The organism is Segatella copri, assembly GCF_009494395.1.
Taxonomy (GTDB): Bacteria; Bacteroidota; Bacteroidia; order Bacteroidales; family Bacteroidaceae; genus Prevotella.
Genome location: NZ_VZCB01000069.1, coordinates 1 through 11,718, shown reverse-complemented (window position 1 = coordinate 11,718; position 11,718 = coordinate 1). Strand labels below are relative to the sequence as shown.

At 44.9% G+C, this 11,718-nt stretch carries 14 protein-coding genes; 6 read left to right on the top strand and 8 right to left on the bottom strand.

Annotated features, from left to right (window positions below; all coding sequences use genetic code 11):
• The 6 genes from F7D73_RS16205 to F7D73_RS08505 form a co-directional block, all read left to right on the top strand.
• Positions 1–286 (top strand): hypothetical protein (locus F7D73_RS16205; protein ID WP_228117681.1); only part of this gene is annotated, 286 nt, incomplete at its 5' end.
• Positions 287–297: 11 nt separating this feature from the next.
• A complete protein-coding gene (locus tag F7D73_RS08525) occupies positions 298–1,737 on the top strand; it encodes an MFS transporter (protein ID WP_228117680.1) in 1,440 nt (479 codons plus the stop codon).
• A 60-nt stretch (positions 1,738–1,797) separates the two neighbouring features.
• Positions 1,798–2,847, top strand: a complete 1,050-nt coding sequence (locus F7D73_RS08520) for a zinc-dependent alcohol dehydrogenase (protein ID WP_117692312.1) — start codon at positions 1,798–1,800, stop codon at positions 2,845–2,847.
• A gap of 168 nt (positions 2,848–3,015) precedes the next feature.
• Positions 3,016–3,900 carry a carbohydrate kinase family protein gene (locus F7D73_RS08515; protein WP_153123870.1) on the top strand — a complete coding sequence of 295 codons (885 nt, stop codon included), beginning with the start codon at positions 3,016–3,018 and terminating at the stop codon, positions 3,898–3,900.
• Between the two features lie 156 nt (positions 3,901–4,056).
• Complete coding sequence (locus F7D73_RS08510) at positions 4,057–4,791, top strand: hypothetical protein (RefSeq protein ID WP_153123868.1); 735 nt, start codon at positions 4,057–4,059, stop codon at positions 4,789–4,791.
• A gap of 57 nt (positions 4,792–4,848) precedes the next feature.
• Entirely contained in the window at positions 4,849–5,238 is a 390-nt protein-coding gene (locus F7D73_RS08505) for a VOC family protein (RefSeq protein WP_153090545.1), read from the top strand.
• Positions 5,239–5,418: 180 nt separating this feature from the next.
• Here F7D73_RS08505 and F7D73_RS08500 read toward each other — a convergent pair whose 3' ends face one another.
• The 8 genes from F7D73_RS08500 to F7D73_RS08465 all read right to left on the bottom strand — a co-directional run bounded on the left by F7D73_RS08500 (position 5,419) and on the right by F7D73_RS08465 (position 11,626).
• A complete protein-coding gene (locus F7D73_RS08500) occupies positions 5,419–5,751 on the bottom strand; it encodes a cupin domain-containing protein (RefSeq protein WP_022122055.1) in 333 nt (110 codons plus the stop codon).
• Positions 5,752–5,836: 85 nt separating this feature from the next.
• Positions 5,837–6,385 carry an NUDIX hydrolase gene (locus F7D73_RS08495; RefSeq protein WP_153123866.1) on the bottom strand — a complete coding sequence of 183 codons (549 nt, stop codon included), beginning with the start codon at positions 6,383–6,385 and terminating at the stop codon, positions 5,837–5,839.
• Positions 6,386–6,597: 212 nt separating this feature from the next.
• Positions 6,598–7,437 carry a phospholipase gene (locus F7D73_RS08490; RefSeq protein WP_437182308.1) on the bottom strand — a complete coding sequence of 280 codons (840 nt, stop codon included), beginning with the start codon at positions 7,435–7,437 and terminating at the stop codon, positions 6,598–6,600.
• 9 nt (positions 7,438–7,446) lie between these two features.
• Positions 7,447–8,550: an esterase-like activity of phytase family protein gene (locus F7D73_RS08485; protein WP_194256878.1), complete on the bottom strand. Its 1,104-nt coding sequence runs from the start codon at positions 8,548–8,550 to the stop codon at positions 7,447–7,449.
• Positions 8,551–8,572: 22 nt separating this feature from the next.
• The gene (locus tag F7D73_RS08480) at positions 8,573–9,208 is read right to left on the bottom strand and encodes a 4'-phosphopantetheinyl transferase family protein (RefSeq protein WP_153123862.1); all 636 of its coding nucleotides are present in this window, start codon (positions 9,206–9,208) and stop codon (positions 8,573–8,575) included.
• A gap of 6 nt (positions 9,209–9,214) precedes the next feature.
• Entirely contained in the window at positions 9,215–10,558 is a 1,344-nt protein-coding gene (gene gldE, locus F7D73_RS08475) for a gliding motility-associated protein GldE (RefSeq protein WP_153123860.1), read from the bottom strand.
• A gap of 40 nt (positions 10,559–10,598) precedes the next feature.
• Positions 10,599–11,045 carry a single-stranded DNA-binding protein gene (locus tag F7D73_RS08470; protein WP_153123858.1) on the bottom strand — a complete coding sequence of 149 codons (447 nt, stop codon included), beginning with the start codon at positions 11,043–11,045 and terminating at the stop codon, positions 10,599–10,601.
• A gap of 38 nt (positions 11,046–11,083) precedes the next feature.
• Complete coding sequence (locus tag F7D73_RS08465; protein WP_153123856.1) at positions 11,084–11,626, bottom strand: hypothetical protein; 543 nt, start codon at positions 11,624–11,626, stop codon at positions 11,084–11,086.
• Positions 11,627–11,718: the final 92 nt, after the last annotated feature.

Genomic DNA, 11,718 nt, shown 5'->3' with positions numbered 1-11,718 from the left:
AATTGTAGTTACCCTATGCGAGGGAAATCATTTTCGTTTTATAGAGGAAAGATACTTATTTTCTATGAAAGCAACAACAAAAAAACAGAGAAATCTTTTTGGGAACGGTTGCGGAAAATGGGAACGGTTGCGGGAACGGTTGCAAAAAAAGAGTCGTTTTTTTTCTTGTTTTTCCAGCGAAATCGTTCTATCTTTGCAGCGTGAAAAGGAAAAACGATTTCTCAAATCGCTCTATTTCTTCACAAGACAAAGAATAAACAACATTAAGTATCACAATCAAACCTAAGAAAAAGAAATATGGAACAAGATTCTAAATTTCAAGCGAACAGTTCGCAAGCAGACAATATGCAAGCGAATGTTTCACAAATGAGCAACTCGCAAGAGAATCATTCACAGGGAAAGGTTCCCTTCATCAGTAAGCTCGCCTATGGCATGGGCGATGTGGGCTGCAACTTCAGTTGGATGTTCGTGGGCAATTTCCTCATGATTTTCTACACCGATGTGTTCGGAATCAGCATGGGTGCCGTAGCAACCCTGATGCTTGTGTCCCGATTCTGGGACGCCATCAACGACCCCATCATCGGCACACTTACCGACAAGACCCACACCCGATGGGGACGATTCCGCCCATGGCTGCTCTTCGGAGCTCCTATCACGGCACTGGTACTGATACTCACCTTCTGGGCTCATCCGGAATGGAGCCAGACCGCCAAGATTATCTATATGGCAGTAACCTACTGCATCCTGGTGCTGGGATATACCTGCGTGAACCTGCCTTACGGCACACTCTGCGGAGCCATGACACAAGACATCGATGAGAGAGCCAAGCTCAACACCAGCCGTTCGGTGAGCGCCATGATGGCCATCGGAGTAATCAACATCGTAACCGTTCCGCTCATCAGCTGGTTTGGCGCAGGCGATACCAAATATGGTTATCTGGCTGTGGCTGTACTCTACGGCATCATCTTCGCTGCCTGCCATCTGTTCTGCTTCCATAAGACCAAGGAAGTGGTAGAAGTTCCTGTGGGACAGAAGCTCCCTCTAAAGGTGCAGCTTCGCTCCGTGATGAAGAACAAGCCCTATCTGCTCGCCCTCTTAGGACAGTTGCTCTTCGGTTTCATCCACTACGGACGCAACGCCGACATGCTCTACTATTTTACTTATGTAGAAGGTTCGGCAACACTCTTCTCCTACTATTCCATGGCCATCATCGTGCCAAGCATCATAGGTGCAGCCTGCTTCCCTCTGGTATTCAGAAAAACGGGCAACAAGGGTTTCACGGCAGCCATCTTCGCTTTCCTCACCGGTATTACGATGATAGGTCTGTACTTTTTCAGCCCTAACGGCAGCGCCATCATGTTCTATCTGTTCTCAGCTTTGTCGTGGTTCTTCTTCTCAGGCTTCAATACAGCCATCTATGCCATCATCCCCGACTGTGTGGAGTATGGCGAGTGGAAGACGGGCATCAGAAACGATGGATTCCAATACGCCTTCATCTCGCTGGGCAACAAGATAGGAATGGCACTCGGCACATCGCTTCTCGCCATTGCCCTGGGCAGTGCAGGATACGTAAGCAACGCCATGCAGAATCCGGAAGTATTGAGCATCATGCACCACGCCTTCAGCACCATTCCTGGAGTTTTGTGGATTGTCACCGCAGGATGCCTCTGCTTCTACAAGCTCAACAAGAAGCAATACAAGCAGATCATGGCCGATCTGGAGAATAAGAAGAAATAAATTAAACCGGGATCTTTTATCCCACCAACATAACAATAACAATTTCAAAATATTATAATTATGAGACAGGCAATATTGGTAGAACCAAAGCATATCGAATTCAAGGAAGTAGCAGAACCAAAGGCAGCAGACTTAACTGCTCATCAGGTTCTCGTCAACATCAAGCGCATCGGCATCTGCGGTAGCGAGATTCACTCTTACCACGGTCTTCACCCAGCCACCTTCTACCCAGTGGTTCAGGGACATGAGTACTCTGGAGTGGTTATGGCTGTAGGCAGCGAAGTTACCGTCTGCAAGCCTGGCGACCATATCACCGCTCGCCCACAGTTGGTTTGCGGCAAGTGCAACCCTTGCAAGAGAGGACAGTATAACGTTTGTGAGCACCTGCGTGTTCAGGCTTTCCAGGCAGATGGTGCTGCACAGGATTTCTTCGTAGTAGATGATGACCGCGTGGCTAAGTTGCCGGAAGGCATGAGCCTCGACTATGGTGCCATGATTGAGCCTTCAGCCGTTGGTGCCCATGCCAGCAACCGCACCGATGTGAAGGGTAAGAATGTAGTAGTGAGCGGTGCAGGAACCATCGGCAACCTCATAGCCCAGTTCTGCATTGCCCGTGGTGCCAAGAATGTACTCATTACCGATGTAAGCGACCTCCGCCTGGCTAAGGCTCGCGAATGCGGCATCAAGCATACCCTCAACATCACCAAGAAGACCTTGAAGGAGGCAGCCCAGGAACTCTTCGGTGAGGAAGGCTATCAGGTAGGTTTCGAAGTAGCTGGTGTAGAAGTTTCCATCCGTTCGCTGATGGAGACCATCGAGAAAGGTAGCGACATCGTGGTTGTGGCTGTCTTTGCCAAGGACCCAGCCCTCAGCATGTTCTATCTCGGCGAGCATGAGTTGAGACTCATCGGTTCGATGATGTATCGCCACGAAGATTATCTCACAGCCATCGATTACGTAAGCAAGGGCATCGTCAACCTCAAGCCACTCGTAAGCAACCGTTTCGCCTTCGAAGAATACGATGATGCCTACAAGTTTATCGACACCCATCGCGAAACCAGCATGAAGGTTCTCATCGATTTCGAACAGAAACCTGGAGAGAAGAAGTAAAGGATAGAAGAGAAGAAACATACTGCAAACGATTGCAGAAATTGGAAACGATTGCGGGAACGTTTGCAGAAAGTTTAGATGATTTTTCTTTGTGAAGGTAGCTGAAAAATGCTACCTTTGCAACAGAAATCAAGTAACATCTCTAACATTCTTAAAGTAAAAATGACAATGGAAAAGAAACAATCAGTGATAGGTATCGGTGAGGCACTCTTCGATGTGCTTCCAGAAGGAAAGAAGCTAGGTGGCGCTCCAGCCAACTTTGCTTACCACGTTTCACAGTTCGGACTCAATAGCTGTGCGGTCAGTGCAATGGGTGATGATGAACTGGGCAAGGAACTGGAGAAGGAACTCAACGATCACCATCTCAACTATCAGATAGACAAGGTAGCCTACCCTACAGGCACCGTCCAGGTTTCACTCGATGCCAACGGCATTCCTTGCTACGACATCAAGGAGGGAGCAGCCTGGGACAACATCCCCTACACACCAGCCCTGGAGAAGTTGGCAAAGAATTGCACCGCAGCCTGCTTCGGTTCGCTGGCTCAGCGCAACGAGGTTTCCCGTAACACCATCTACCGCTTCCTCGATAACATGCCGAAGGAAGAAGGAATCCTCAAAATCTTCGATATCAATCTCCGTCAGGGATTCTATACCAAGGAAATTATCACCGAGAGCATCAAGCGATGCAACATCCTCAAGATCAACGACGAGGAATTGATTACCGTAAGCCGCATCTTCGGTTATCCGGGCATCGACCTGGAGAACAAATGCTGGCTCCTCTTGGGCAAGTACAATCTGAAGATGCTCATTCTTACCTGCGGTGTAAACGGCAGCTACGTATTCACCCCTGGCGAAGTTTCGTTTATAGAGACTCCGAAGGTAGAAGTGGCTGATACGGTGGGCGCTGGCGATTCCTTCACAGGTGCATTCGTGGCAAGCATCCTGAAGGGAAAGAGCGTCAGAGAGGCACATGAATTGGCAGTAAAGGTTTCGGCATTCGTCTGTACACAGAATGGAGCCATGCCTGTTTTGCCTGATGAATTTACCAAGTAAAGCCACATTTGCCCAAAGTTATTGCGAAGATTATTTTCATATAAATATACGTTTCATTTATTTTGATTTTTTAGTGAAAGTTTATAAGGTTCAAAAAGTTATTAGTTTGTTTTAGTTAGTTTTAGTTAGGTTCAAAAATTGTTTTATAGTTCAACCATGAAAAGAATTGTAGTTATTGTTTTGATGATGGCAGCGTATCTGGGAAATGCCCACGCACAGCTCCATCTGAAAGCCAACGTGCAGAACAATCATCTGTGGCGTGGCATGGAAGTTTCCGACGGCATCGTCCTCCTCACCGACCTGAGCTATACGATGGTCAACGACCACGTTACCGTGGGACTTTGGGGTGGCTGCAACTCGGAAGGCTCCTACAAGGAGTTTAACCATTATCTGAATCTGAAGGCTGGCGGTTGGGGATTCGCCCTATGGGACACCTACAACTTCTCCCCTGGCGCCACCTATAATAATAAGGAATACTGGAACTATTCTGCCCATACCACCGGCCGATTCCTCGATGCTACATTGAGCTACCGGTTCCAGGACGAGAAGTTTCCACTGCTCCTGAGCTGGTCAACGGTAGTTTTCGGACGCGACCGCAACAGCGACAATACGAAGCAGAAATATTCCACCTTCGCCTATGCGGAATACCCTATCTACCAGAAGGATGGCTGGAAGGTAGATGCAGGAGTAGGTGGAGCCTTCGCCCTGAACAGAGCTGGCGAGGATGCCCACTTCTTCGGAACCACGGCAGGCATCGTTCACGTATCGCTGCAAGCCACCCACGACCTCAAGCTCGGCAACTACACCGTTCCTGTTTACGCCAAGGGCATGTGGAATCCGCAGAGCAACGAGAGTTATTTCCAGATTGGAGCAGAAATCATCCGCTTCTAAATCTTCAAAAAAACACAGAAAGTTTTATCATAACAATCATCTAAACACAAATTCATTATGAAGATTAAAGATTTTACAACAGGTGTGCAGCACATCGGCATTCCTACCAACGACATCAACAAGACCATTGAGTTTTATCATGCCCTGGGCTTCGAGACAGCCCTCCGCACAGTAAACGGCACCGAGGAAGTAGCCTTCCTCCAGCTCCACAATCTCATCATCGAGACCTATCAGAACCATCAGGCAAAGATGGAATATGGAGCCATCGACCACATCGCCATCGATGTAAAGAACATAGACGATCTCTTCCTGGTAGTGAAGGAAGCTGGCACCTTCAAGATGCTGGATCAGCAGGTAAATGGTCTCCCTTTCTGGGAGAACGGCGTAAAGTTCTTTACCATCGAAGGTCCTAACAAGGAGAAAATCGAGTTCTGCGAGAAACTATAATCAGCAGCATATTCTTTTAGATAAAAAACAGATGACTATAGCAATATAAGAAAGAGAGAGATAAGAATGACGAAAGTCCAGCTTGGAGCCTTTCAGAGAGAGAGGCATCCGAGTTGGACTTTCTTTTTACATTTTCCTCAGGAGGAATATGATGTGGTTTTCCCTGATACTTCAGGGATATTAATGATGCTCAGGCACAATGGCGAGATACACCAGATCATGATCTGTGAGATTCTCCATATAATGAGCATGGTTCATCGGGCAGTAATGCACCTGTCCCTGGCGAACCTCCTCCACGGTATCATCATAATGGAAAGTAGCAGTGCCGCTTACCACATAGATAATCTCGCAGTTGCCCTCATGAGTATGAAGACCAGTTGATGCACCCGGACGCAAGGTAGAATACATAATCTTCACCTTGTCATCCACATAGTTACGGGTGTCGAGTTTACCCTGTCCACCCTTGAAGCCCTCCAAGTGAGCCTCAGCAATCTTTTCGAAATCTATTACCATCTTTATAATGTTTATTGTTTAATGTCTATTGCTTACAGTCTATTGTCTGCTGTTTACTTGGCTTTTATAAATGAAGCCCTGCAGCTTACTTTGCTTTCGCAAAATACTTCCATAGCGGAGCAGCCATCAGGCTCTGCCAGATTTCACCCTTCTCCAGCATTTCTATCACTTCTTCCCTGGAGAAGAGGCGAACCTCGATATCCTCAGCCTGGTCAAGATGCTGCACATCCATGCGCTCCACATCCGTAGCCAAATAGCAATGGGTAAGATTGGTATGAGTGCTCGGATTAGCCGAAATCGTCATCCACTTCTGCCAGTTACCGCCTCCGAACCCAGTCTCTTCCATCAGCTCTCGCTTGGCAGCCACCATCGGATCCTCGCCCTTCTCTATCACTCCGGCACAGAGTTCATTCACCGTCTTACCTATCGCATAGCGATACTGGCGAACGAATACGAACATTCCGTCCTTCGTGATGGCGATGGTGTTCACCCAATCGGGATATTCCAGCACGTAATATTCATCGATGATGGCTCCCGTAGGCAATTCCACCTTATCCACTCGTGCCGTGAGCCAAGGCTTCTCTATCAGATACTTCTGCGAGAGCGTCTTCCATTTCATATCTTTATCAGCCATTTTCTTACTTCATTTAAAATCAGACTTTTCTTTAGCTTAATTGATAGTGCAAAAGTACGAAAAAAGATTGAAAGGATAGAAATATTTCTATGAAAATGACAGTTTTTCATTTTTTTTTGCCGTACTGGATATTGACAGCGAACACCTCTGCACCTTCGATGATATTGATAAGAATTGGCTGGAGAAGGTAGCAGAACTGTTCACCTGATTCCTTAATATTCATTTCCCTCCTGCTTGATCACACTCGGACCATCGATGAGTTCAGGCTGAGGGGCATTTCGGTTCACATCACCATACGCCCTTCCCAGATCGCTCATCGTAATACTGATGTTGCGGTTAACGGGTCTGTCCTTATCTGAAAGGCTGTGAGAGAAGAGCCACTGATAGGTTTTCTTCAGATAAAACACGCGGGCAGGGGTACCGTGATTGGCACCCTTCCACCAGTCGTATATCAATCGGGTATCCTTGCCATCCTTTTCAAGTTTATCTACCACAACCTTCGATTGCTTGACCGGTACTGCCCTATCTGCTGTGCCATGGATAATCCAGAAAGGCAAATCGCCCAATCCGCTCACATCTTTATAAGAACAGCCGCCACACAGCGCCATGCCGGCAGCTATTCTGTCGGGATAAGTGGCGCAGACATCCATGGTTCCATAACCGCCCAAGCTCATGCCCAGAACATAAACCCGGGTAGAATCGCACGGATAATTCTTTTTCACCCAGTCGAGCATATCCATGATTTTCTTCGGATTCCAGGCTCCTCCCGGATTCTGCGGAACGATGGTCAGCGCATCGATATCGCGCCCCTTGACGATGGCATCAAGCGGTCCGTACCTTCTCACCTTATCCAGATTCCTGCCGCAAAGACTGGCACCATGCAGAAAGATGATGACCGGTGTCTGCTCTTGCGAATAAAAATAATCTACTGGCGTATAAACCCAGAAGTTGTAACCTCCCGGAATCTCATCTTTCACGGCTCGCAGAAAGTCGTAAGCCGACATGCTGCATACGGAAAGACAGAATAATATGAACAAAAATATCTTCTTCATTTTTCTACTTTATTTTTTCTTTATCACAATTGTTTTAAAACAGTCTCTTAATACTCCCGCATATTGATTTTGTGAATCAGAAAGCAGGATAAGTACTTGAGAACCATCTTCCAATTTGGGGCCAAGACACATTCCTTCGTAATTTGCAAAAGAACGCTTTACGAGCGACAGACTAGTCTTCCATTCTGTGAGCAATTGCTTTTTGACAAAGGGCGAATCTTGATTGAGAAGATCTAAAGCAGAAATCCTCTTCTCATTTGAAGGATTCACTAAAAAAAGCTTGCACTTGCAAAATGCGCCCAATTTTACTTTCGGAATGAAAGCCTCACGCTCTAATACCAGAAGTTGCCCATCTGGCAAAACGCAAAGTTCACTTACTCCCATCACATACGTCTCGGCTTTCCTACGAGTAGAAGGTGCATCCATCTGATAAGCGTACATTGCCATGCCAAATCCGATAGAATCTTGTAAACCATGAGACCAGGAATAAGCCATTAACCGCAACTTATTAGCTAATCCATTCTCCGGGGTAGCCGGTACACCATCCTTCCGAAGCGTACTCTCAGGAATTGTCCAAAGTAGATGGCGGATAGAATCGAAAGCCAGTGACTCGAAATTATAATTAGGATAAAAATCCTCTGGCGGCCAAACATTCTCCCAACCCTTCAGATATAATTTCGCAGGATAATCCTTTATGAGATATTCCTTCAATCTACATTTTCCTTCACTGGCTATTACCACAGTTGAATCCGATACCTTAGCTATAGCCTCATGATCAAAACCTTTTTCCGTTCCATGCCATGGTTTACCATCAAAGCGACTACCATCCACCATAAAAGTATAACCCAGGTTCTCCACCTGCTCTAAATCGCCCGTTGCAGGATTCACTTGGATACGAAAATTAAAGTAGAGGGCACTATCCGACTTATCACTCACCACCGCATATATATCATCATGCAAATGGGTAATGCCACTATAGTTGCCAGCAGGTACTGTCTTGTGAAAAGACTTTTGAGCATTCTCTCTCACCACCTGCCACTCTTCTGCATAGCCCATGAAACTAAAAAAAAGAAGAGTACTCAGCAGCACTCCTCTCCCCATTATTTTTTTCATAAAACTTTCATTTTGTAGGAATTTACATAGCTGCATAAGTTAAGACAAACTCCATGGTCAGTTCAAAGTCAACATGCGCTACCTTCTTATTTTTCAAGTTCTCTACATCACAAGCCCAATCAGACATCGTATCAAAAGGCTTCACGCGCATATCATCAAACTTCAAGTTTTCTTCAGAAAACAATTTGTAAACCGTTTCCTTGGCACACCAATGTACCAACTTGGAATCCAAATCAGAAGCATTCTCATCCTTTCTTAAGAATTTAGAAGAAATACGTTCTACCCTATCGCTGAAATATTCTATGTCTACAGCAACTTCCTGATTTCTGGAAAGAATAAGCGCTGCGTACCCCTTGGTATGGCTCACACTGATGTGATAACCACGAAACAAAGGTTTACCCGCCTCATTATGGATGATATCGCCAGCATGAGAAAGCAAACCCTTGGATGCACCATTCGCCTTCAACATCTCATACATTAATGCACGAATGGCAAGAAACTCCAGTTTCCTGCCATCATTCTTATATTTTGCCTCCAATGATGATCTATAGGCTTGAAGATGAGGATACTGTTCGAACAACTGCTCTACCTCCTCATCCATCTGCCATAAGCCTAAACTCACACCTGGATAAACTTCACGTATATTGACTACTGCCATACCATGTTATTTTTTTTCTTCTTCCTGATTTCTTACGGGATGCACCGTAACCTTAATCTTACTGATACGGCGCTCCTCTACATTCATCACCTCGAAAGTATAATTCTTATAATCTATCTTCTCGTGAATACTAGGGAAATCTCCCTTTATCTCAAGCAACAGACCTGCCAAAGTATCAGCATCACCCTCTACCTCTTCAAACTCCTCATCATCTACATTCAAGATACGACAAAGGTCTGTAAGCAGGGTTTTTCCTTCGAAAATAAATGTGTTGTAATTCAATTTCGAATAGAACTTCTCTTCCTCATCATATTCATCATTTATTTCGCCAACGATTTCCTCTAGTATATCTTCAAGAGTGACAATGCCGCTTGTACCACCAAATTCATCTACCACAATGGCGATATGCACCTTATTCTCCTGAAATTCACGCAACAAATCATCAATCTTTTTTGTTTCAGGAACGAAATAAGGAGGACGAATCAAACTCTGCCAACGAAAATTGGAACTCTTCGTAAGATGAGGCAGTAAGTCCTTGATATACAGAATGCCACGAATATTATCCGTATTATCCTGATAAACTGGAATACGGCTATAATTATTGTCTTCAATGCATTTCAAGACATCTGCATAATTACTTCGGATATCCAAATCTACAATATTCTGTCTACTGGTCATCACCTCTTTGGCTGTTTCATCTCCAAAACGGATAATACCCTTCAGCATGTTCTGCTCATCCTTGATATCGTTTTTATCAGTGAGTTCCAATGCCTGTTCCAGATCATCAACACTTAGAACATGATTCTCTTTCTGTATGATTTTTTCTGCCATCATTCCGCTCTTGAGCAAAATATTTTCAATAGGCCAAAACAGCTTACGGGCAAACAGAATTCCTCCCACACAACGACGACAAAACTTCAACGGATCTTGACGGGCATAAACCTTTGGCATAATTTCACCAAAAAGCAAGAGTAAGAAGGTGAGAATTACTGTAGTAAAAAGAAACTGAAGTAAAAGTGCTCTTTCACCGAACGAAATAACGCCAGCAATCACATAGTTCAAGAGCATGATAATTGTAACATTGACAAAATTATTTGCAATAAGAATTGTTGCCAATGTACGCTCAGAATCATCACGAAGATTCTGAATTTTCTTGTCTGCATCAAACTTTCCGTCTTCCAGCTCAGCGACATCAGAGGGTGACAAACTGAAGAATGCTATCTCCGAGCCGCTGGCAAAAGCAGACATAAGTAACAATACAGCAGCCAGAATGGTTGCTATAATCACTCCGGTAGTGGGCTGTTGTAAAACCACATCTCCGAAAGCATCTGTTATGGTTGAAATATCCAATTTCTGATCTTAAAATTTAATAACAACAAAATAGCACTAGCTAGAATGGGAGTCCATCTTCACTTTGTGACGTCTGAGAAGAACCACTTGCTCCCTGTGTAGCAGGCTGAGGTGTTGGGGTAACAGTCTGAGAAGCTTGAGATGCTGACGATGACATTGATTTCGGCGTAAGCATCTCCATATTATCAACATAAATCTCAGTTATATACCTGCGCTTTCCTTGCTTGTCATCATACGAGCGATAACGTATCTTTCCTTCCACATAGAGTTTATCACCCTTATGAACATATCTCTCCACTATTTTTGCTAAAGCCCGGTAAAAAACCAGATTATGCCAATCAGTATGGTCAGGCACCTGAGTTCCATTAGTCAGAGTATACCCCTTCTCTGTCGTTGCCAATACCACTTGAGCTACAGCTTGGTCGGCATCATAATAATGAACATCAGGCTCTTTACCCACATTGCCTATTAACATGACTTTATTCATAGCCTACCTCCTCAAATTTGAAACTTATCTACATTACTTTATTTCCACATACCCAAATAACGGTATGCAAAATTCTTACCCTTTGCCGACGGGAACTGGCTACGGGAATCTACTCGCTGACGCAAATACTCAACGATACGATTATAGCAGTCCAAAGCAGAGAGTGCCTTGACATTAGCAACGAAATGGGTATCACGATATTCGAACTTACCAGTGGCAGGAATCATAACGACACGCTTAAAATCAAGCGCACCTTCATACCAACCCGGCTGTTGCTGGTTCAATCGAACAACAGAAGGGCTCACATTTTCACGATGTTCCTCAGAAGGAGTTGAACGCAACGCCTTCTTGTCTTTGAAGTCACGCATGCTAGCTGCAGTGGTTTTTATAACGATGAAATAGACACGGGGGCGAACCTTATAACGCTTAGGATAACAAACATCACTAGCAGCATAATCGCGTACATCAGCCTCTAATGATTCGTCCATACCAATTTCAGGAATACTCTTCAAAAAATCTATTGCTTGATCCACATTTGTTGCAAATGCTTCCTGATCAAAATATCTTAAATATAAATTCATAAATTAGGTATGTTTCTCTATTTAAACAAATAAAATAGAGCGGAAAACGGGACTCGGACCCGCGACCCCAACCTTGGCAAGGTTGTGCTCTA

Bases quoted from the DNA above. Each gene is read 5' to 3' on its own strand.
- F7D73_RS08525 (WP_228117680.1), top strand. From the start codon at position 298: ATGGAACAAGATTCTAAATTTCAAGCGAACAGTTCGCAAGCAGACAAT.
- F7D73_RS08520 (WP_117692312.1), top strand. From the start codon at position 1,798: ATGAGACAGGCAATATTGGTAGAACCAAAGCATATCGAATTCAAGGAA.
- F7D73_RS08515 (WP_153123870.1), top strand. From the start codon at position 3,016: ATGGAAAAGAAACAATCAGTGATAGGTATCGGTGAGGCACTCTTCGAT.
- F7D73_RS08510 (WP_153123868.1), top strand. From the start codon at position 4,057: ATGAAAAGAATTGTAGTTATTGTTTTGATGATGGCAGCGTATCTGGGA.
- F7D73_RS08505 (WP_153090545.1), top strand. From the start codon at position 4,849: ATGAAGATTAAAGATTTTACAACAGGTGTGCAGCACATCGGCATTCCT.
- F7D73_RS08500 (WP_022122055.1), bottom strand. From the start codon at position 5,751: ATGGTAATAGATTTCGAAAAGATTGCTGAGGCTCACTTGGAGGGCTTC.
- F7D73_RS08495 (WP_153123866.1), bottom strand. From the start codon at position 6,385: ATGGCTGATAAAGATATGAAATGGAAGACGCTCTCGCAGAAGTATCTG.
- F7D73_RS08490 (WP_437182308.1), bottom strand. From the start codon at position 7,437: ATGAAGAAGATATTTTTGTTCATATTATTCTGTCTTTCCGTATGCAGC.
- F7D73_RS08485 (WP_194256878.1), bottom strand. From the start codon at position 8,550: ATGAAAAAAATAATGGGGAGAGGAGTGCTGCTGAGTACTCTTCTTTTT.
- F7D73_RS08480 (WP_153123862.1), bottom strand. From the start codon at position 9,208: ATGGCAGTAGTCAATATACGTGAAGTTTATCCAGGTGTGAGTTTAGGC.
- F7D73_RS08470 (WP_153123858.1), bottom strand. From the start codon at position 11,045: ATGAATAAAGTCATGTTAATAGGCAATGTGGGTAAAGAGCCTGATGTT.
- F7D73_RS08465 (WP_153123856.1), bottom strand. From the start codon at position 11,626: ATGAATTTATATTTAAGATATTTTGATCAGGAAGCATTTGCAACAAAT.